A 19,768-nucleotide genomic window follows, 5' to 3' on the forward strand; every position below is an offset into this window, starting at 1 on the left:
GCCCTCACCCATTTCAAGATCACACGTCAGTGATCGCTGTCACCAACCTCCGTGGACAGAACACCTAGGAGACAAACCGCAAGTTGTGGGAACAGGCTTCCGCGCTCCCTCTGCCCAAGGAGTTCCTCGCTGGTTACCGCGACTTGCTGCCGCCCTCACTCATCTGAACCGGGGCGAGGCCATGTCCCGTGACGAGATATCCGCGCGTGCCATCGAAACGGTCGGCTTCCTGGAAGCTGGATTGGACAGTGCTGTGGGCGCCGTAGACTTCGAACGGTCGTGTCAGGTGACCTACCGAGTTGCTGTTCAAAGGTTGGGCCAAAGACCGGCTGTCCATGATGAGACGGATATGCCGCGAGAACGGCGCATGGACCTTGGCATACCAACGGTTCATGAGGCCGAAGCCAGAGTGCTACCACGACTGACACTCAACGGACCTCACTCCGCGCCCTTTCGGCCACCATGACCGGAATCAGCGCCAGGCCCCAGCAGCTGGTCAAGGTCACCATCGACGCCGATGGCAAGATCCATACGAGGGTCGGCCAAGTAACCGCAATCGGCGGACCATCACCACGCCTACAACCAGTACATGGTCGACACGATCGACGAACTCCTCACCAACCCGTCCGCCGGAGTCGTCCTGCGGGCTCACAACGGCCACATCGCCACGGACCGTCACGGCAGAGTCGTATCGACGTTGGGGCAGCACCTGCGCACTCGGCGTGGCAATGCCCATTACGCTACTCGTCCTGCTGTTCGGCAGTGACTTCACAGCCAACATGTCATGCGGAGCTTCGGCGCCGTGGTGCCACGCTGGACCTACCGGCTCCACCACAGTCCGGTCGTACTGGCCGATGTGTACGACGGGCTGGCCTACGTCGCAGTGTCCAGCATCTCCCGCCCCCTGACACTCCAGCCGTAGACCGTGATCGAGTCCCTGAGGGGTTTTGCGAGTGCTGCTGGTCCACGCGCTGCTGCTCGTGACCGCCGAGATACTGATCGACAAGATGCAGTGTCACGATCTCTCGACCACCTGGCCGGCATTTCAGACATCCTGCTGGACATGACTGTGCGCACCTTCCCCTACAGCTCCTTCCTCCGCAGTCCGGCCCAGGTCCTGCCATCGCTGGATCACACCGATGTGATGCTGGAACACCGCGACGAGGAGAACCTCGTACTGATGCGGGAAGAGCGGTTCGAGGCAATCCTCAGCGGTATGCGGCTAGCCGCTCGGTCGTTGGCCCTCCTAGCCGACCGGCACCGGCCGCTGGCCGAGGAGGCTCTGTCGGAAGAGCTGCCCTGGTTGCACTGGCTCCCCGAGAGCGAACAGCACAGCTGCGTACGCGAGTTGCTGACAGAACTGATCGCCGGCGCCGAGACAGGGCTACTGCTGCCGTTCGCGCGCAGTTTCGCCTCCTGGCGTTCCACGGCCGAGGCCTGGGCCGATCCACAGGTGGCGAAGGAGCTCCAGGCCCCCTTCGCCGGGGACGGTCCGGAACTCCTTCCCCGACCGGGTGGGGAGGCCTCGTGACGGGCCGCAGGAAGGAACTTCCCCGCCCGAAGTCGTGGGTGGCTCGTGCCGCTGACCGGTGAGCGCATGCCGACTGGAGAACCAAAACTTGAGGTACTTGGCTACCGTGCTCCTGGAGGTGAGCCGTGGTGGCGGTGTCGAAGACGGCTCGGCAGTCCCCGCTGAAGGTGGATCCGGAAGCGAACCAGCTGATCAGTCAGGGTGCGCATTTTCTGGGCCTGACGAAAAAGGATCTGAAGAACCTGGGGGACGGCACGGTCGAAGCGCTCCAAGGCCTCGACGGTTCTCTCCATGCGGACGTGATACTGCTGATCGGATTGACCGCAGAGGAGATCGACGCGGTCGGCGGGATCGACGAGTGACGAAACCGAGAACCCCCTGCGCTCAGCACGCCTCCGCTCTGCGCTGTCCACGACGGGAACTCCTTTCGGCGGAACAGGCGTGGTCCAACGTCATGGATCCCCGCGCGGCGGCCGACGTGCTCGACGGCGTTGAGTGATCCGGGCCCCGGCGACGGCCGGGACCCGGGGCTCCGCAGGCCGGGACAGCACAGAAACCCTCGGTGCCGCAACTCGCGCCCGGAGTCAGAGCTTGACGACCATCTTGCCGATGTTGTCGCCGCGCAGGAGGCCGAGGAAGGCCTCCAGGGTGTTCTCGATGCCCTCGACGACCGTCTCGCGGTACTTCAGGCGGCCCTCGCGCACCCAGGGGCCGACCTCGCGCACGAACTGCGGCTGCAGGTCGTAGTGGTCGTTGACGAGGAAGCCCTCGATGCGGCCGCGGGTCTGGATGAGGCGGACGAGGTTCCTCGGGCCGGAGGCGGGCTCGGTGTTGTTGTAGACCGAGATCATGCCGCAGACGGCGATGCGGCCGCCCCGGTTGAGGGCGCCGATGGCGGCCTCCAGGTGATCGCCGCCGACGTTGTCGAAGTAGACGTCGATGCCGTCGGGGGCGGCGGCACGCAGCTGCTCGCTCACCGGGCCGTTTTTGTAGTTGAAGGCGGCGTCGAAGCCGTACTCCTTCAGCAGCAGCTCGACCTTCTCGTCGGAGCCGGCCGAGCCGATCACCCGCGAGGCGCCCTTCAGTTTGGCCAGCTGGCCCACCTGGCTGCCGACAGGCGAAGAGAACCACCGACAAGGCCGTCAGCCTGACGAAGAAAACGGGCAACCCCGTCCAGAAACAGGCCCAGGCCAGGTCAGCCCCGAAGTCGTCGTCCGTGGCCAGCACCAGCAAGAGCTCCGGCAGCGGGGGCGGCAGCAAGGCCACCGGCTCCAAGCCCGGCGGTAGCTCGGGCGGCTCCTCCCGCAACAGCGGCGGCTCCAGCGGCAGCGGCGGGTCCGGCAAGGCCGACGGCGGCAGCTCCAGCTCCAGCGGCGGCTCCTGCCTGAGGGTCGACAACAGCTTCACCCCGGACACCAAGGTCCTGATGGCCGACGGCTCCACCAAGCCGATCGAGAAGGTCAAGGCCGACAACAAGGTCATCGCAACCGACCCGAAGACCGGCGAGAAGCGGATCGAGACGGTCACCGCCGAGATCAAGGGCCAGGGCCTCAAGCACCTGGTCAAGATCACCATCGACACCGACGGCAAGAAGGGCACCAAGACCGCCCAGATCACCGCGACCGACGGCCACCCCTTCTGGGTCCCCGAACTCGGCAAATGGATCGACGCCACCGACCTCAAGGCCGGCCAGTGGCTCCAGACCAGCGCCGGCACCTACGTCCAGATCACCGCAATCCAGCGCTGGACGAGCCCCGGATCCACCGTCCACAACCTCACCGTCGGCAACCTCCACACGTACTATGTGCTGGCGGGGAGCGAAACGGTCCTCGTTCACAATTGCGGTGTCGGAAGTGTTGAGTCCAGCCTTCCGGTCCGTGGCGATCGCGATCCGACAGTGGGTCAGGTTGTCGACATCGCCGAGGATGGCACTGCGACTCCTGTAGGTCACCAGGTGCGGAGTGGTGGTGGTGCGATTGCAGATCAGATCGACGCATATCTTTCCTACGTCGCACCCGACTACCCTAGGTCTGGTGGTTTTAATGCGGCCACGCATGTGGAAGCCAAAATCGCCTGGCACATGGTGTCTCGAGGTAGAAGGTCGGTGGACCTGGTGATTAATCACCGCGGTGGTCCCTGCCCGGGGCCGTACTCATGTCAGACTGCAGTTCCGCTCCTCCTGCCTGTTGGGTATGAGTTGCGAGTTCACTACCGAGGCGACGATGGCGTCATGACTATGACTCGACTGCGAGGTCGAGCTTAGGGGTAAGTGCTACAAACATGCAGGGGGGCGCTTGGCGAGGCGCCCCCCTGAACCTTTCGTGAAATTCCAAGGAGTTTATCCGTGATTCTCAATGTCTTTATTGATCGAGCATGGCGCCACGCTGGCAATTCAGATGAAATGTCTAGATTGATTTCCCTGATTTTTGACGATGGCAGGCTCAGGTCGAGTGCGAATAGTAATTCTTTGGCGGCGGGGTTTAATGTTTCGCTATCCCTCTCCAAAACTCCTCATACCGACGAGAATCAGGTCGCAGACAATCTTCTTCAGGTGGCAATTAACAGGTCGACCGGCTTCGGGGCTCTTATCTGGGGGGTAACAATGAAGAGCCCCAGGAAAGGGGGTATTTACGACTCTGTATGGATCTCGGACAATCCGCAGCCGCCCAACTTCGATCCGCAACTCATCTCGGATCCAGGCTATCCACTTTTCCATGATCCACATAGCGCCCTTCCGCTTTCTCAAGTACGCAAGGCATTGGAAGAATTCTGCGAAACTGGAACCGGAGACCGACCTGAGTGTGTCAACTGGATTGAGGGGTATTTCAATGGCCAGCGCTTGGATCGGGATCCCATAGTTAATAGGCTTGAGAGTGCAGAGGACAGGTCTCCATTTTGAGGCGCAAAATGAGGTCGCGCCCTGTTCCAGGAGGAGGGTGGCGGTCGAGTGGCGGAGGTCGTGGAAGCGGATGCGGCAGAGGCCGGCCTTGCGGAGGAGCGTGATGAAGGTGCGGGTGAGGTTGGCCGGGTCGATCGGTCGGCCTTGCGCGGTGGTGAACACGTGCCCGTCGTGCAGCCACGTGGCGCCACGGCCTTGTGCTCGTGCTTCTGCTGCTCGTGGCCGGAGCTTCAGAGGCTGGACGCAGCAAGTGACAGTGAAAGCAGCAAGTGACAGTGAAAAAGGACGATGCGGCGCTCGGGAGCCCGAGTCTTGGGGCCGGGCATTGAGCAGCTCACGTTCCGGCTACCCGACGCCTGCGCTGTCATGAAGGCGCAGCTCAAGTCCCTGGGTGCGGATCTCGGCCCGTGCAGCTACGGCATCAACAGCTGTATAACGTGTTGCGTCTGCCCCCTGCGAGCAGGAGACAGACACCCGCCGGCCGCGTTGGAGACGGAGGACTGATGCTGGACGGTCCCGAGCGGCCGGTACCCGCGACCGATGTGCGGCAGGCGTTTGCGCACAGAGGCCGGCGGATTGTCGCCCGGGGCTGCGATGGCGGCCCGGTGCAGGCCGGATCAACCGCAGCAGCGGCTCGACGATGCGGACGATGCAGTGCGGCACGTCGACGCTCCTTGTCAGCGTTGACCGCGTCCCAGGACCGTTTGCCCGGTCATGGGTTTTCTGACATTGCGTCAGAGTGCCGATCGGCTATGCACGGGAGCTGCACCGAAAGGTGCAACTCCTCCTGCTTGGAACCCGCTATATCCCGACCCACTCCGCGTACTGCGCCAGCGAGCCGCTCCGCATCCGCTCCTGCCGTTTGAGCGCCAGCACGGTCTCCCGCACGGTCGGGTGGTAGCGAGTCTGCTGCGGGGCGATGCGCCGGGCCTGGTACAGGCAGTCCAGCGCCTGTTCCGGATGGCCTGCCCAGGCATGCGCCCGGCCGAGGTCCATCCAGTGGTACCCGGCCCTGGAGCGGGTCCAGCCACGCGGGATGTGCACATCCTCGGCGAGTTCGATCGCCCGCCCGAAGTCGTCGGCCTCCGAGGCGATGGCGACGGCGTGCACACCGACGTTCACCGGCCCCCAGGTGACGCCGAAGTCAGGCACCTCACCGGTGGCCCGGGCAAGGGCACGAGCCTCGGCCAGACGGGCGTCGGCGTGGTCACGGTCCTTCATACGCCCCGCGATGGTCGCGGCGCGCAGGTGCAGCATGCCCCGCATCGCCTCGATGCCCTTCGGGCGGCGTGATGTCTGGCCGTCGAGGTCCCGCAGAGCCCGGTCGACCACCCGCAGTCCCACGTCGTACCGCCCCGACGCCATCGTGGTCTGCGCACGAAGGAAGGCATGCATGGCGGCCAGGCCCGGCTCATCGGTATGCGGAGCGGTCCACGCCAGCCGGTCCAGCGCGACGGTCGCAAGATCGTGGAAACCGAGCTTCCATGCCACGGTGAACACACACCGGAACGTCTCCGCCAGGCACTCGTAGGCCAGCCGCTGCTCCTCGCCCGTGCTGGTGTGTGTCGCCTGGACCGACTCGTCGATCAGCCCTGGCAGGTCGCGCACCATGCCCGTGTACTGCGCCTGCCGTCGCTGCTCCAGCACCCGTTGGACATCCGCCCAGATCAATGCGGCCGGACGCGGAGCCGTCTCCCAGTCCAGCGCGATGTCCCAGTTCTCCAGCCCTTCACGAATCGGCTGGATCAGCGCGTCCATCCGGTCCCGGCGCAGCTCCTCGGCGTAGGGCTGCCCCAGCAACTCGGACGTGGAGACGCTCAGCGCGCGGGCACAGGCCGCGACAAGAGCCGGGGAGGCGGGTTTCTGCCCGCATTCCACCTTCGACAGCAGCGACTTCGACACGTGAGCCCGCATCGCCAGCCCCTGCTGCGTCAGGCCGCGCTGCTTCCGGATGCGGGCGATTCGAGACCCCATGTGCTCCTCGATGCTCTGCGACACGGCGGAACTCCGTTCTGCGGCAACACTCAGACGGTACCCTCGCAACGCCGCTCCGGATCAGCTGACAGTGTTCACCCGGACACTCACAGGCGGCAGGACACTCGAGAAGTACGTGGCGGCCTGGGCCGAGGCGCCCGCTCAAGCCGGGGAGGCCCTGGTGGAGGAGCTGCCCTGGCTGCACTGGCTCCCCGAGAGCGAACGGCGCAACTGCGTAAGCGAGTTGCTGACAGAGCTGATCGCCGGCGCCGAGACAGGGCTGCTGCCGTTTGTACATAGTCTCGCCTCCTGGCGTTCCACGGCCGAGGCGTGGGCCGACCCACAGGCGGCGAGGGAGCTCCAGGGCCCCTTCGCGGGGGACGGCCCGGAGCTCCCCCGACCGGGCGGAGAAGCCCTGTGACATGCCGCGGGATGGAACTCTCCCGCCTGCAGCCATGAGTGGTGCGTGTCACCGATCGATGGGCGCATCCCGGATGGAGAGCCGGGTCCACCATCGTGAATCCCCGCGCGGCTGCCGCAGTGCTCCATGACGTCGAGTGATCCGGGTCCCGACGGCGGCCGGGGTCCGGGAATCCGCGGGCCGGGACGTCACGGAAGTCCCCGGCCGCCGCACCTCGCGTCCGGTGTCGGAGCTTTCAGAGCTTGACGACCATCTTGCCGATGTTGTCGCCGCGCAGGAGGCCGAGGAAGGCCTCCAGGGTGTTCTCGATGCCCTCGACGACCGTCTCGCGGTACTTCAGGCGGCCCTCGCGCACCCAGGGGCCGACCTCGCGCACGAACTGCGGCTGCAGGTCGCGGTGGTCGCCGACGATGAAGCCCTCGATGCGGCCGCGGGTCTGGATGAGGCGGATGAGGTTCCTCGGGCCGGGGGCGGGCTCGGTGTTGTTGTAGACCGAGATCATGCCGCAGACGGCGATGCGGCCGCCCTGCCGGAGGGAGCCGATGGCGGCCTCCAGGTGGTCGCCGCCGACGTTGTCGAAGTAGACGTCGATGCCGTCGGGGGCGGCGGCGCGCAGCTGCTCGCTCACGGGGCCGTTTTTGTAGTTGAAGGCGGCGTCGAAGCCGTACTCCTCCAGCAGCAGCCGGGCCTTCTCGTCGGAGCCGGCCGAGCCGATCACCCGCGAGGCGCCCTTCAGCTTGGCGAGCTGGCCCACCAGGCTGCCGACCGCGCCGGCCGCGCCGGAGACGAAGACGATGTCGCCCGCCTTGAAGGAGGCGACGCGCAGCAGGCCCGCGTAGGCGGTGAGTCCGGGCATGCCGAGGACGCCGAGGTAGGCCGACAGGGGCGCGGCCTCGGGATCGACCTTGACGGCGCGCTGCGCGTCCACGGCGGCGTATTCCCGCCAGCCGCCGGAGTGCAGGACGTGGTCGCCCACGGCGATGCCCTCGGCGTTCGAGGCGACGACCTCGCCGACCGCGCCGCCCTCCATGGGCTTGCCCAGCTCATAGGGGTCCACGTACGACTTGGCCGCGCTCATCCTGCCGCGCATGTAGGGGTCGACGGAGAGGTAGGTGTTGCGTACGAGGACCTGGTTCTCGCGCGGTTGCGGGGCCTCTGTCTCGACCAGGGCGAAGTTCTCGGGCTTGGGCAGGCCGACCGGGCGGCTGAGCAGGTGCCACTCGCGATTGATCATGACAGTGTCTTCCGTCCGCTCCACTTACTTCATTATATGAAACAATAATTGACCTGAATATTTCAGGTTGTCAAGCAAGCGGGTACCCTGGCGCCATGGCCACTGCACCGAACACCCGGCGCCCCGACGCACTGACCCTGGAGGTCGTCGAACTCATCGGAGACGTCGTGGCCCGGTTCCACGAGGACTACGAGGCCGCCGCCGCGGAGCACGCCCTGACCGGCGCGCAGGCACGGCTGCTGAGCCTGCTGTCGCTGGAGCCGCTGCCGATGCGGAAGCTCGCGCAGAAGCTGAAGTGCGAGCCGTCGAACGTGACCGGGATCATGGACCGGCTGGAGGCGCGGGGGCTGGTGGAGCGGCGGCCCGCCCCCTCCGACCGGCGGGTGAAGCTCGCGGCGGCGACGCAGAAGGGGCGGCAGGTGGCCCAGGAGCTGCGGGAGGGGCTGCGCTTCGCACGGGAGCCGCTGGCCGCCCTGTCGGAGGAGGAGCGGCTGGCCTTGCGGGACCTGTTGCGGCGGATGGTGAACGAGCATTCCTGGAATTGACGGGAATTCCAGGAATGCTTGAGCCCGCGTCGTCCGGGCGGGTGACGCGGGCCGCGGCCGGCACCCGGTCAGGTGCACCACCACAGGAACCGTGTGCACGAGCTCGGGCTCGGGGTCGGCTCGGGGTCCGACGGCTCCGGGTCCTCCGCCGGGGGTTTCGTCGGCCGGGGAGCCTGGTCGGGCGGCGGATTCGTGGTACCGGCGCCCGCGCCCTTGCCGGGGCCCTCACCCTCGTCGGGGTCCGAGCCGCCGTCCGCGCCTTCGTTCCTCGGTGTCTGCGCCGGCTGCTGCGGGGCACTCGTCTCCGTCGGGTCCGGCCCGGACCGCTCGTCGTCCGCCGACTCGGAGGCGGACGGGGACGCGGACACGGAGGCGGACGCCGAGGCGTCCGGCGAGGCCGTGCCCGTGGCGGCCCCGGGCGCGGGGTCCGCCGGGCCGTCCGTCTCCTCCGGGTCCGGGGACGGACCGTCGTCCTCGGCCCGCCCGTCGCCCTCGACCGCGGCCGGTTCGGAGCCGGAGAGGTCCGGCAGGGCCGAGGAGCCGACGCCGAGTCCGGCGAGGCCGCCCGCGGCCAGTACGAGACCGGCGGCCACGAGAAGAGGCCGACGGCGCCGGCGGGGTGCGGCCCTGCCGCCGCGACGGCGAGCCCTCGCGGCCCCGGCCTCGGACCCGTTCCGGCCGGTCCGTTCCGGACCCGCCTGTTCCGGGCCGGTGTGCTCCGCACCGGCCCCGAAGCCGCCGCCTTGTGACGGCCCCTCCCCCGCCACCGCGGGCTCAACGGCCGTGAACTCGGCGTACGCCTCCACGGGAGTACCGCACCCCGGGCAGGTCAGAGCGCCGTTCAGGTGCCGTTGGCACGGGTGGCAGTAGTTCATGACGCGGGAAGACTAGGTTCCGCGCGGGGGCATGCCCAGGCTTTTGCGTGAAGGTTTGGTGGGGAATCGAAAGAGCCGTCGAGAGGATCGCCAAAACCGTTATCTGTTGGACCCATTGACACCTCCGGCGCCCTCTCCTTACTGTCACGCCAGCATTTCGAACGCATGACGAAATATCGAACGGCCATCACAGCTGAGGGGCGACCGCCATGCGCATCACCGGAATCAGCACCCATGTGGTCGGAACGCCATGGCGCAACCTGACCTACGTCCAGGTGCACACCGACGAGGGGATCACGGGGGTCGGCGAGACCCGGATGCTGGGCCGCACCGACGCGCTGATCGGCTATCTGCGGGAGGCCGAGGCCCACCACCTCCTCGGCTCCGACCCGTTCGCGATCGAGGACCTGGTGCGCCGGATGAAGTACGGCGACTACGGCCGCGCGGGCGAGATCGTGATGTCCGGCATCGCGGTCGTGGAGATGGCCTGCTGGGACATCAAGGGCAAGGCCCTCGGCTTACCGGTGTGGCAGCTGCTCGGCGGCAGGGTCACCGACCGGGTGAAGGCCTACGCCAACGGCTGGTACACCACCGAGCGCACCCCGGAGGGGTACCACAAGGCCGCCCGGGCGGTCGTGGAGCGCGGATACCGGGCGCTGAAGATCGACCCCTTCGGCACCGGGCACCTGGAACTCGACCACCAGCAGACCCTGTACGCCGTCTCGCTCGTCGAGGCCGTGCGGGACGCCATCGGCCCGGACGTCGAGCTGATGCTGGAGATGCACGGCCGTTTCTCCCCCGCCACCGCCGTCCGGCTGGCCCGGGAGATGGCGCCCTTCCGGCCGGCCTGGCTGGAGGAGCCGTGCCCGCCGGAGAACCTGAAGGCCCTGGAGAAGATCGCCGCCAAGGTCGACATCCCGGTGGCCACCGGTGAACGCATCCACGACCGGCTCGAGTTCCGGGAGCTGTTCGAGAGGCAGGCCGCCGACATCGTCCAGCCGGACGTCGGTCACATCGGCGGCATCTGGGAGACCCGGAAGCTGGCCGCGACCGCCGAGACGCACTACATGCTCCTCGCCCCGCACAACGTCGGCGGGTCCGTGCTCACCGCGGCCTCCCTCCAGCTCGGCTTCACCACACCGAACTTCAAGATCCTGGAGCACTTCAACGACTTCGCGGACGCGGAGATCAAGAAGGTGGTCAGGGGCGCCCCGGAGGTGAACCCCGAGGACGGCTGCTTCCACCTCTCCCACGCCCCCGGTCTCGGCGTCGAGCTGGACGTCGACGCGGCGGCCGAATTCCCCCAGCAGCAGGCCCGGTTCGACCTGTGGGCCGAGGGCTGGGAGCGGCGCAGGCCCCAGGGGTCGGCATGACCGCCGCCGTCGTCGTCGAGGCACCGGGCGTGCACCGGCTGGTCCCGCACACACCGCGCGATCCCGGCCCGGGCGAGGCGCTGATCGCCGTGCACGCCGTCGGCATCTGCGGCAGCGACCGCGAGGTGTACCAGGGCAACCGGCCCGAGGGGTACGTCCGTTACCCGCTGACGCCGGGCCACGAGTGGTCCGGGACGGTCCGGCGGGTCGGCGCCGGGGTGCCCGGGGAGCTGGTCGGGCGCAAGGTGGTGGGCGAGGGCTTCCGCAACTGCCAGGTGTGCGACCGCTGCCACGCCGGCGAGACGACCCTGTGCACCGCGGGGTACGAGGAGACCGGCTTCACCCGGCCCGGTGCGATGGCCGCCACGCTCACGCTCCCGGCCCGGCTGCTGCACCCCCTGCCCGAGGACGCCGATCTCACCGCCGCCGCCCTGCTGGAGCCGGCCGCCTGCGTCGCGGCCGCCGCGCTGAAGGCGAACGTACGGCCGGGAGAGCGGGTCGCGGTGGTCGGCACCGGCACGCTCGGGATGTTCGCCGTGCAGTTCCTGCGGGCGGCCTCGCCCGCCGAGCTGCTGGTCGTCGGCGCACGGCGCGACCGCGAGGCGCTGTCCCGAAGGTTCGGCGCCACCGGCTTCCTCACCCGGGACCAGGACCTCCCCGAGGGCTTCGACGCCGTCGTCGAGGCCGCCGGGTCCGCGGACGCGGCCCGCACCGCCGCCACGCTGCTCCGGCGCGGCGGGCGGCTGGTCCTGACGGGCATCCCGGCGCCGGGTGCCCAGGGACTGGACCCGACCGATCTCGTCGTACGGCAGCTCGAGGTGCACACCGTCTTCGGGGCGCCGCCGAGCGCCTGGGCGCACACGGTGCGGGTGTTCGCGGCGGGGCTGCTCGATCCGCTTCCGCTGGTCACCCACGAACTCCCGCTCACCTCGTTCTCGCAGGCCATCGACCTGGTGGGGACCGGTGACCCGACGGTGGGCAAGGTCCTGCTCCGGCCCTGACGCGCGCCGCGAGCGGCACGTCCCGACGACGGCACGGCACAGCGCACCGCCGCCGTGCCCTTCCCCGGCAGTCACGCACCCCGTCCGACAACCGAACCCGGAGGACAGCCCGTGATCGACGCTTCCGCCACGGCAGCCCGCAGTCCCGGTGAGCACGCGCTGGCCGCCCTCGGCCTGGGCGCCCCCGCACCCGATCCCGCCGACGCCTCCCCCCACTCCTTCCCGGGCGGTGGCCGCTGGCGCACCGAGATCCCCTCGTGCGAGGGCCCCGAGGTGCTGTCGGTGGTCCTCGAGGAGGCCGCACGGCTCGAGGTGCCGATCCACCGGATCAGCCAGGGCAGCGGCGTGTGGATGCTGACCGACGCCGAGATCACCGAGATGGTCGAGGCGACCGGCGAACGGAACATCGAGCTGTGCCTGTTCACCGGCCCGCGCGGCACCTGGGACACCGGGGGCTCGGTGTTCTCCGAGTCGCGCGGCGCGGGTCCGCGCGCCCGCGGGCACGGCGCGGTCGCCGGCTGCGTCGAGGACGCCGTACGGGCGACGGAGCTGGGAGTGAAGTGTCTGCTCGTCGCCGACGAGGGCGTGCTGTGGACGCTGCACCGGGCCCGTGAGGCGGGCATCCTCCCGGCCGACACCACCCTGAAGGTGTCCGCGCTGATCGGCCCGGTCAACCCGGCGTCGTACGCCGTCTTCGAGCGTCTGGGCGCCGACTCCATCAATGTGCCCAGCGATCTGACGCCCCAGCACCTCACCGAGATCCGCCGGGTGTCGGCCGCCCCCATGGACATGTACATCGAGGCCCCCGACGACCTCGGCGGCTATGTGCGGATGTACGAGGTCGCCGAGCTGATCCGGCGCGGCGCACCGCTGTATCTGAAGTTCGGCCTGGCCAAGGCGCCCGGTATCTACCCGTACGGGCATCAGCTGCGGGAGGCGGCCCTGGCCACCGCCCGGGAACGGGTGCGGCGCGGCCGGCTCGTCCTCGATCTGCTCGCCCGGCACCGGGCGGACGGCGGCATGGCCCCGCTCGGCTCCCGGCTGCCGGGGACGCTCCGCCGTTTCCCCTCCGACGCCTGACCTCTTCGCCTCCTCCATGTCCGCCCGCGTTCACGTCGTTCACGTCCGTCTCCGGCACACGGCTCCTCCTGTGACACACGCTCCGACCCCTGCGGCACACGTTCCGACACCGACCAAGGACTGGACTGATCACCATGCGCAACCGCAGAGCTTTCCTCACCACGGCCGCGGCCGTCTCGCTCGCCCTCGTCCTGTCCGCCTGCGGGCAGGACAGCGAGGGCGGCAGCAAGGAGAAGGCGGGCGACCTCAAGGGCGCCACCATCGGCATCGCGATGCCCACCAAGTCCTCCGAGCGCTGGATCTCGGACGGTGACAACGTCGTCAAGAACCTCCGGGCCAAGGGCTACAAGACCAAGCTGGTGTTCGGCGAGGACGACCCGGACACCCAGGTCTCCCAGATCGAGAACCTGATCACACAGGGCGTCAAGGGCCTGATCATCGCGGCCATCGACAACAAGTCGCTGAACAACGTGCTCCAGGAGGCGGCCGACGCCGGCATCCCGGTGATCGCCTACGACCGGCTGATCCTCGGCACGAAGAACGTCGACTACTACGCCTCCTTCGACAACCAGAAGGTCGGCGAGCTGCAGGCCAGCTACATCGTCGACAAGCTGGGGCTGAAGGAGGGCAAGGGCCCCTTCACCATCGAGCTGTTCGCCGGCTCCAACGACGACAACAACACCAAGTACTTCTTCAACGGCGCGATGAGCGTCCTCAAGCCGTACCTGGACAGCAAGAAGCTGGTGGTCAAGTCCGGCCAGACGCAGCTCAACCAGGTCACCACCCTGCGCTGGGACGGCGCGACCGCCCAGCGGCGCATGGACGACATCCTCACCTCCTCCTACAAGACCGGCCGGGTCGACGCGGTCCTCTCGCCGTACGACGGCATATCCATCGGCGTGCTGTCCGCGCTGAAGTCGGACGGCTACGGCACCGCCGCCAAGCCGCTGCCGGTGATCACCGGCCAGGACGCCGAGCTCGCCTCGGTGAAGTCGATCATCGCGGGCGAGCAGACGCAGACCGTCTACAAGGACACCCGCAAGCTCGCCGAGGTCGCCTCGACGATGCTCGACGACGTGCTGAACGGCAGGAAGCCGGAGGTCAACGACACCAGCACCTACGACAACGGCACCAAGGTCGTCCCCGCCTATCTGCTGCAGCCGGTGAGCGTCGACAAGAGCAACTACGAGGAGGTCCTGGTGAAGAGCGGCTACTACACCGAAGCCGAACTGAGGAAGTAGCCCGGGAGCAGACCGCCGTGTCCACCGACCCCCACCGACCGGAAGGCAGCACCATGGCGGCACCCGTCCTGGAGATGCGCTCGATCGTCAAGACCTTCCCCGGCGTCACGGCGCTGTCGGACGTCAACCTGACGGTGCGCCGGGGAGAGGTCCACGCCATCTGCGGGGAGAACGGCGCCGGGAAGTCCACCCTGATGAAGGTGCTCTCCGGCGTCCACCCGTACGGCACCTACGAGGGCGAGATCCTCTTCGAGAACGAGCCCTGCCGGTTCAAGGACATCCGGGCGAGCGAGCAGCGCGGCATCGTCATCATCCACCAGGAGCTGGCGCTGGTGCCGTATCTGTCCCTGGCGGAGAACATCTTCCTCGGCAACGAGCACGCCCGGCGCGGGTTCATCGACTGGAACGCCACCCTCAGACACGCCACCGAGCTGCTGCGCCGTGTCGGCCTCGACGAGCATCCCGAGACCCGGGTGGCCGACATCGGCGTGGGCAAGCAGCAGCTGGTGGAGATCGCCAAGGCGCTGTCGAAGTCCGTGAAGCTGCTCATCCTGGACGAGCCGACAGCGGCCCTGAACGACGAGGACAGCCGCAAGCTCCTCGCTCTCATCCTGGAGCTGAAGAAGCAGGGCATCACCTCGATCATCATCTCCCACAAGCTCAACGAGATCCGCGCGGTCGCCGACTCGGTGACCATCCTGCGCGACGGCCGCACCATCGAGACCCTGGACGTGAAGGCGCCCGGGACCACCGAGGAGCGGATCATCGCCGGCATGGTCGGCCGCGACCTCGACCACCGCTTCCCCGAACGCACCCCGCACCGGCCCGAACGGGACGCGCCCGCGGCGCTGGAGATCCGGGGCTGGACCGTGTTCCATCCGATCGACCGGCAGCGCAAGGTGGTCGACGACGTGTCGCTGCAGGTGCGGCGCGGGGAGATCGTCGGCATCGCGGGCCTGATGGGCGCCGGCCGCACCGAACTGGCGATGAGCGTCTTCGGCCGCTCCTACGGCCGGTACGCGGCCGGCACGGTCCTCAAGGACGGCCGGGAGATCCGCACCAGGACCGTCGCGGAGGCGGTCGCGCACGGCATCGCGTACGTCACCGAGGACCGCAAGCGCTACGGCCTGAACCTCATCGACACCGTCAACCGCAACATCTCGCTGACCGCCCTGCACAAGGTCGCCCGGCGGGGCGTGGTCGACGAGCACGCGGAGCGGCAGGTCGCCGAGGGCTTCCGGACGTCCATGAACATCAAGGCGCCGACCGTCTTCGAGCCGGTGGGCAGGCTGTCCGGCGGCAACCAGCAGAAGGTCGTCCTCAGCAAGTGGATCTTCGCGGGTCCGGACGTGCTGATCCTGGACGAGCCCACGCGCGGCATCGACGTGGGCGCCAAGTACGAGATCTACACGGTCATCGACCGGCTGGCCGCCCAGGGCAAGGCGGTCCTGTTCATCTCCTCCGAACTGCCGGAACTGCTCGGCATGTGCGACCGCATCTACACGATGGCCGCCGGGCGGCTGACCGGTGAGGTGTCGCGGGCCGAGGCCACCCAGGAAGTGCTGATGCGTCACATGACGAAGGACACGAAAGGCACCAGAAGCGCCGGGAGTGCGAACGGCACCCGGGGCACGAGGGGCGAGGGGGTGACGCGATGAGCACGGACACGACCGCCGGGGTCCCGGCCCCCGCGCCGCCGGACCGCGGCCGCGGGGCCAGGGGCGACGGTCTGCTGCGGCCGGTGCTGAACGGACTGCGCCGCAACATGCGGCAGTACGGCATGCTGATCGCGCTCGCGCTGATCGTCGTGCTGTTCCAGATCTGGACCGACGGGGATCTGCTGCTGCCGCGCAACGTCTCCAATCTGGTGCTGCAGAACAGCTACATCCTGATCCTCGCGATCGGCATGATGATGGTGATCATCTCCGGTCACATCGATCTGTCGGTCGGCTCGCTGACCGCCTTCGTCGGCGCGGTGGCGGCGGCCCTGACGGTCACCCACCAGATGCCCTGGCCGGCCGCCGTGGCGCTGTGCCTGCTGGTGGGCGCGGCGGCGGGCGCGCTGCAGGGATTCATGATCGCCTATCTGGGCATACCGTCGTTCATCGTCACCCTCGCCGGGATGCTGCTCTTCCGCGGTCTGACGGAGATCCTGCTCAAGGGCCAGACCGTCGGCCCGTTCCCGGAGGGCATGCAGAAGATCGGCAACGGCTTCCTGCCGGAGGTCGGCCCGGACACCAACTACCACAACCTCACCCTGCTCCTCGGTGCCGTCCTGATCGCCGCCGTGGTGTGGCAGGAGGTGCGCGACCGGCGCCGGCAGCAGGAGTTCTCCCTGGAGGTGCTGCCCACGCGGCTGTTCGCGCTCAAGCTCGTCGCGCTCGTCGCCGCGGTGCTCGTCGTCACGCTGCTGCTCGCCAGCTACAAGGGGGCGCCGATCGTGCTGATCGTGCTCGGTGTGCTGGTGGCCGGCTACAGCTATGTGATGCGCAACGCCGTCTTCGGCCGTCACATCTACGCCATCGGCGGCAATCTGCCGGCCGCGAAGCTGTCCGGCGTCAAGGACCGGCGGGTCACCTTCCAGGTGTTCCTGAACATGGGCGTGCTCGCGGCCCTGGCGGGTCTGGTGGTGGCCGCCCGGCTGAACGCGGCCTCCCCGAAGGCGGGTGTCAGCTACGAACTCGAGGCGATCGCCTCGGCGTTCATCGGGGGCGCCTCCATGAGCGGCGGGGTGGGCACCGTCCTCGGCGCGATCGTCGGCGGTCTTGTCCTGGGTGTACTGAACAATGGTATGAACCTTCTCAGCGTCGGCACCGACTGGCAGCAGGTCATCAAGGGCCTGGCCCTGTTGGCGGCGGTCGGGTTCGACGTGTGGAACAAGCGCAAGTCCGGTTCATAGCTCAGCTCCGGCCCCGCCCGCGAAGGGCGGGGCCCCGTCCTGCAGGAGCCGCATATGGAACTGAACAGACGCACGGTCATCGCGGGCGCCGCGGCAGCGGGCCTCGCGGCGAGCACACTCGGGGGCACGGCGCAGGCCGCCTCCTCGGCCGCCCGTCCGTCCCCGGGGCGCGAAAAGCCGGTGAAGGAGCTGTTCGGCCGGCTCCCCGACGGCACGCAGGTGCACCGCTGGTCGCTGGCGAACGGCGGCACCCGGATGAAGGTCCTCTCCTACGGCGGCATCGTCCAGTCCCTGGAGATCCCCGACCGGCACGGCCGCTACGCGAACGTCTCCCTGGGACTGGACACCCTCGACGCCTATGTGGAGTCCAGCCCGTACTTCGGCGCCCTGATCGGCCGTTACGGCAACCGGATCGGCAAGGGCCGCTTCACCCTGGACGGCACGACGTACCAGCTCTCCGTCAACGACGGCGACAACAGCCTGCACGGCGGTGCCCAGGGCTTCGACAAACACGTGTGGGACGTCGAGCCGTTCGCCGAGGGCCCCGACGTCGGCCTGCGCCTGTACCGCACCAGCCCCGACGGCGAGATGGGCTATCCGGGCACGCTGCGGGTGAAGGTGACGTACACCCTCACCCGGCACGGCGAGTGGCGCATCGACTACGAGGCCACCACCGACAGACCCACCGTCGTCAATCTGACCAGCCATGTCTACTGGAATCTGGCCGGCGAGGGCAGCGGCACCGTCGAGGACCACGAGCTGATGATCGCCGCCTCCCGCTACACCCCCACCGACCCGGGTCTGATCCCCACCGGCGAACTGGCACGCGTCGCGGGCACGCCCTTCGACTTCCGCCGTGCCAAGCCCATCGGCCAGGACCTCCGGGCCGGTCATCCGCAGCAGGTGCAGGCCAAGGGCTACGACCACAACTGGGTGCTGGACAAGGGGGTCACCACCCGTCCCGAGCCCATCGCCACCCTGCGCGACCCCCGCTCGGGCCGCACCCTGAAGATCGCCACCGACCAGCCGGGCCTGCAGTTCTACTCCGGCAACTTCCTCGACGGCACCCTCACCGGCACCGGGGGCCGCACCTACCGCCAGGGCGACGCCCTCTGCCTGGAGACCCAGCACTTCCCGGACTCGCCCAACCACGCGCACTTCCCGTCGACCGTGCTGCGGCCCGGGCGGACGTACCGGACGACGACGATCCACTCGTTCGGCGTGCGATGATCGTGTCCACCCCCAAGTCACACTCCCCACACCTGGGTTGAACGGCGTCGTGCCCGCCTCCGTATCCATGGGTGGCCCGTGCTCCCCCGCGCGGGCCACCCCAGACGACGGGCCCGGCCGTCCCCACCGGGCCCGCCACACACGGAGGTTCCATGGCCGAGAACGTCACCTCGCTGTTCCGCAGCACCGCGGCCCACAGTCCGTCGATGGCGGCGCTGACGCGGGAGAGCGGCGACGGGACCGGCCCGGTGGACTTCTGCATCCCGTGCAACCCCTACTTCCCCACGCCCGAGATGTTCCAGGACATGGCGGCGCGGCTGCGGGAGATCATCACGTACTACCCGTCCAGTGCCGAGACGATCACCGCCGAGCTGTGCGAGCTGCTCCAGCTGCCGCCGCAGTGCGTGGCGATGGGCAACGGCTCGACGGAGCTCATCACCTGGATCGACCATCTGCTCGTGCGCGAGTCCCTCGCCGTCCCCGTCCCCACCTTCGGCCGCTGGACCGACCAGCCCATGGAGACCGGCAAGCGGGTCGACATGTTCCCGCTGCAGGAGTCGAACGGCTTCGTCCTGGACCTGGCGCAGTACGCCGAGTTCATCCGGAAGCGGGGCACCAGGGTGGCCGTGATCTGCAACCCCAACAACCCCGACGGCGGCTTCCAGCACCGGCAGTCCCTCGTGCAGTTCATGGACGCCATGGCCGATCTGGACCTGGTGGTGATCGACGAGTCCTTCCTGGAGTTCGCCGACGCCGAGGAGGAGCCCAGTGTGGTGCAGGAGGCGATGCTGCGCCCCAATGTGGTGGTGCTGCGCAGCCTGGGCAAGAACTTCGGTCTGCACGGCATCCGCTTCGGCTATCTGGTCGCCAACCCCTCGATCGCGGGCAGGATCCGCTCGATGCTGCCGAAGTGGAACCTCAACTCCTTCGCCGAGCACGTGGTGTTCATGCTGAAGGAGCACAGCGCGGAGTACCGGCAGAGCCTTCAGCAGGTGCGCCGTGACCGGGCGGAGATGGCCGGCCAGCTCTCCGCGCTGCCCGGTCTGACGGTCTACCCCTCCCAGGGCAACTTCCTCTTCGTCCGTCTGCCCCTGGGCGCCGACGGCACCGTGGTCCGCGACCGGCTGCTCACCGAGCACCGGATCCTGGTCCGCGAGTGCGGCAACAAGATCGGTTCCTCCAGCCGCTTCCTGCGGCTCGTGGTGCGCCCCGAGGTGGATGTGCGCCGCCTGGTGTCCGCGATGGAGCAGGTGCTCTACGACAACGGCGGGAACCAGGAGAACCAGGAGAACAACGCCGAGGCCGGGCAGGAGGGGGCGCAGCAGGCCGCCGGCGCCGAGCAGGGCGCCAGGACCGGCTACAGCTCGGGCACGGCGGCGGTGGACCGGCTGGTGAACGAGACCAACGGCTCCGGTGTGCGGATGCCGGCCGCCCAGTCCGCCGCCCCGGCCGCCGCCGGCGGCGG

At 68.5% G+C, this 19,768-nt stretch carries 18 protein-coding genes and 4 pseudogenes; 16 read left to right on the forward strand and 6 right to left on the reverse strand.

Annotated features, from left to right (window positions below; genetic code table 11):
• Positions 1-589 precede the first annotated feature (589 nt).
• From CCN35_RS30205 to CCN35_RS12335, 4 genes are all read left to right on the forward strand, one after another.
• Positions 590-766, forward strand: a complete 177-nt coding sequence (locus CCN35_RS30205; RefSeq protein ID WP_107470505.1) for an erythromycin esterase family protein — start codon at positions 590-592, stop codon at positions 764-766.
• Between the two features lie 18 nt (positions 767-784).
• Complete coding sequence (locus tag CCN35_RS28345) at positions 785-922, forward strand: hypothetical protein (protein ID WP_158100396.1); 138 nt, start codon at positions 785-787, stop codon at positions 920-922.
• A 141-nt stretch (positions 923-1,063) separates the two neighbouring features.
• The gene (locus CCN35_RS12330) at positions 1,064-1,531 is read left to right on the forward strand and encodes a hypothetical protein (protein WP_067400768.1); all 468 of its coding nucleotides are present in this window, start codon (positions 1,064-1,066) and stop codon (positions 1,529-1,531) included.
• Between the two features lie 125 nt (positions 1,532-1,656).
• Positions 1,657-1,893 carry a hypothetical protein gene (locus CCN35_RS12335; protein ID WP_067400765.1) on the forward strand — a complete coding sequence of 79 codons (237 nt, stop codon included), beginning with the start codon at positions 1,657-1,659 and terminating at the stop codon, positions 1,891-1,893.
• Positions 1,894-2,115: 222 nt separating this feature from the next.
• Here the strand turns inward: CCN35_RS12335 and CCN35_RS12340 are convergent.
• A pseudogene (locus CCN35_RS12340) lies at positions 2,116-2,646 on the reverse strand (zinc-binding dehydrogenase); the annotation flags it as partial.
• Here CCN35_RS12340 and CCN35_RS30210 point away from each other — a divergent pair.
• Positions 2,646-3,794 (forward strand): annotated as a pseudogene (locus CCN35_RS30210) (DddA-like double-stranded DNA deaminase toxin); the annotation flags it as partial. The pseudogenes CCN35_RS12340 and CCN35_RS30210 overlap by 1 nt on opposite strands.
• Positions 3,795-3,875: 81 nt before the next feature.
• Positions 3,876-4,430 (forward strand): Imm1 family immunity protein, encoded by a 555-nt coding sequence (locus CCN35_RS12350; RefSeq protein ID WP_143631509.1) that lies wholly within the window; start codon positions 3,876-3,878, stop codon positions 4,428-4,430.
• A gap of 18 nt (positions 4,431-4,448) precedes the next feature.
• Here the strand turns inward: CCN35_RS12350 and CCN35_RS30320 are convergent.
• Positions 4,449-4,682: pseudogene (locus tag CCN35_RS30320) on the reverse strand (tyrosine-type recombinase/integrase); the annotation flags it as partial.
• Positions 4,683-5,231: 549 nt separating this feature from the next.
• Complete coding sequence (locus CCN35_RS12360) at positions 5,232-6,404, reverse strand: helix-turn-helix domain-containing protein (RefSeq protein ID WP_236561322.1); 1,173 nt, start codon at positions 6,402-6,404, stop codon at positions 5,232-5,234.
• A gap of 136 nt (positions 6,405-6,540) precedes the next feature.
• On the opposite strand from CCN35_RS12360, the gene CCN35_RS12365 reads away from it, so the two are divergent.
• Positions 6,541-6,825, forward strand: a complete 285-nt coding sequence (locus CCN35_RS12365) for a hypothetical protein (protein WP_143631514.1) — start codon at positions 6,541-6,543, stop codon at positions 6,823-6,825.
• A gap of 235 nt (positions 6,826-7,060) precedes the next feature.
• Here CCN35_RS12365 and CCN35_RS12370 read toward each other — a convergent pair whose 3' ends face one another.
• On the reverse strand, positions 7,061-8,059 hold the full coding sequence (locus CCN35_RS12370) for an NADP-dependent oxidoreductase (RefSeq protein WP_067390219.1): 999 nt from the start codon (positions 8,057-8,059) through the stop codon (positions 7,061-7,063).
• A 95-nt stretch (positions 8,060-8,154) separates the two neighbouring features.
• Between CCN35_RS12370 and CCN35_RS12375 the strand changes: the two genes are divergently transcribed.
• A complete protein-coding gene (locus CCN35_RS12375) occupies positions 8,155-8,604 on the forward strand; it encodes a MarR family winged helix-turn-helix transcriptional regulator (RefSeq protein WP_086792612.1) in 450 nt (149 codons plus the stop codon).
• Between the two features lie 68 nt (positions 8,605-8,672).
• Here CCN35_RS12375 and CCN35_RS12380 read toward each other — a convergent pair whose 3' ends face one another.
• Positions 8,673-9,197 carry a hypothetical protein gene (locus CCN35_RS12380; protein ID WP_143631517.1) on the reverse strand — a complete coding sequence of 175 codons (525 nt, stop codon included), beginning with the start codon at positions 9,195-9,197 and terminating at the stop codon, positions 8,673-8,675.
• 21 nt (positions 9,198-9,218) lie between these two features.
• Positions 9,219-9,479: pseudogene (locus CCN35_RS30215) on the reverse strand (SCO2400 family protein); the annotation flags it as partial.
• Between the two features lie 209 nt (positions 9,480-9,688).
• Here CCN35_RS30215 and CCN35_RS12385 point away from each other — a divergent pair.
• The 8 genes from CCN35_RS12385 to CCN35_RS12420 form a co-directional block, all read left to right on the forward strand.
• Entirely contained in the window at positions 9,689-10,852 is a 1,164-nt protein-coding gene (locus CCN35_RS12385; protein WP_067390210.1) for a mandelate racemase/muconate lactonizing enzyme family protein, read from the forward strand.
• On the forward strand, positions 10,849-11,853 hold the full coding sequence (locus tag CCN35_RS12390; RefSeq protein ID WP_067390207.1) for a zinc-dependent alcohol dehydrogenase: 1,005 nt from the start codon (positions 10,849-10,851) through the stop codon (positions 11,851-11,853). The genes CCN35_RS12385 and CCN35_RS12390 overlap by 4 nt, the downstream gene beginning before the upstream one ends.
• 111 nt (positions 11,854-11,964) lie before the next feature.
• On the forward strand, positions 11,965-12,933 hold the full coding sequence (locus tag CCN35_RS12395) for a hypothetical protein (protein WP_067390204.1): 969 nt from the start codon (positions 11,965-11,967) through the stop codon (positions 12,931-12,933).
• Between the two features lie 134 nt (positions 12,934-13,067).
• The gene (gene chvE, locus CCN35_RS12400) at positions 13,068-14,174 is read left to right on the forward strand and encodes a multiple monosaccharide ABC transporter substrate-binding protein (protein WP_067390201.1); all 1,107 of its coding nucleotides are present in this window, start codon (positions 13,068-13,070) and stop codon (positions 14,172-14,174) included.
• Positions 14,175-14,227: 53 nt separating this feature from the next.
• Positions 14,228-15,832: a multiple monosaccharide ABC transporter ATP-binding protein gene (mmsA, locus tag CCN35_RS12405; protein ID WP_086792616.1), complete on the forward strand. Its 1,605-nt coding sequence runs from the start codon at positions 14,228-14,230 to the stop codon at positions 15,830-15,832.
• Positions 15,829-17,073, forward strand: coding sequence for a multiple monosaccharide ABC transporter permease (mmsB, locus tag CCN35_RS12410; RefSeq protein WP_067390195.1), 1,245 nt, complete (start codon positions 15,829-15,831; stop codon positions 17,071-17,073). Before mmsA ends, mmsB begins: the two co-directional genes overlap by 4 nt.
• A gap of 54 nt (positions 17,074-17,127) precedes the next feature.
• Complete coding sequence (locus tag CCN35_RS12415; protein ID WP_067390193.1) at positions 17,128-18,303, forward strand: aldose epimerase family protein; 1,176 nt, start codon at positions 17,128-17,130, stop codon at positions 18,301-18,303.
• A 152-nt stretch (positions 18,304-18,455) separates the two neighbouring features.
• The coding region (locus CCN35_RS12420) for a pyridoxal phosphate-dependent aminotransferase (protein ID WP_086792614.1) at positions 18,456-19,768 on the forward strand (1,313 nt) is incomplete at its 3' end.

The sequence above is a fragment of the Streptomyces thermovulgaris genome (genome assembly GCF_002155915.1).
In the GTDB taxonomy this organism is placed as follows: Bacteria; Actinomycetota; Actinomycetes; order Streptomycetales; family Streptomycetaceae; genus Streptomyces; species Streptomyces thermovulgaris.

What these genes read in the sequence shown, in the direction of transcription:
- CCN35_RS30205 (WP_107470505.1), top strand. Translation starts at nt 590, where the DNA reads ATGGTCGACACGATCGACGAACTCCTCACCAACCCGTCCGCCGGAGTC.
- CCN35_RS28345 (WP_158100396.1), top strand. Translation starts at nt 785, where the DNA reads ATGCGGAGCTTCGGCGCCGTGGTGCCACGCTGGACCTACCGGCTCCAC.
- CCN35_RS12330 (WP_067400768.1), top strand. Translation starts at nt 1,064, where the DNA reads ATGACTGTGCGCACCTTCCCCTACAGCTCCTTCCTCCGCAGTCCGGCC.
- CCN35_RS12360 (WP_236561322.1), bottom strand. Translation starts at nt 6,404, where the DNA reads ATGGGGTCTCGAATCGCCCGCATCCGGAAGCAGCGCGGCCTGACGCAG.
- CCN35_RS12370 (WP_067390219.1), bottom strand. Translation starts at nt 8,059, where the DNA reads ATGATCAATCGCGAGTGGCACCTGCTCAGCCGCCCGGTCGGCCTGCCC.
- CCN35_RS12375 (WP_086792612.1), top strand. Translation starts at nt 8,155, where the DNA reads ATGGCCACTGCACCGAACACCCGGCGCCCCGACGCACTGACCCTGGAG.
- CCN35_RS12385 (WP_067390210.1), top strand. Translation starts at nt 9,689, where the DNA reads ATGCGCATCACCGGAATCAGCACCCATGTGGTCGGAACGCCATGGCGC.
- CCN35_RS12390 (WP_067390207.1), top strand. Translation starts at nt 10,849, where the DNA reads ATGACCGCCGCCGTCGTCGTCGAGGCACCGGGCGTGCACCGGCTGGTC.
- chvE (WP_067390201.1), top strand. Translation starts at nt 13,068, where the DNA reads ATGCGCAACCGCAGAGCTTTCCTCACCACGGCCGCGGCCGTCTCGCTC.
- mmsA (WP_086792616.1), top strand. Translation starts at nt 14,228, where the DNA reads ATGGCGGCACCCGTCCTGGAGATGCGCTCGATCGTCAAGACCTTCCCC.
- mmsB (WP_067390195.1), top strand. Translation starts at nt 15,829, where the DNA reads ATGAGCACGGACACGACCGCCGGGGTCCCGGCCCCCGCGCCGCCGGAC.
- CCN35_RS12415 (WP_067390193.1), top strand. Translation starts at nt 17,128, where the DNA reads ATGGAACTGAACAGACGCACGGTCATCGCGGGCGCCGCGGCAGCGGGC.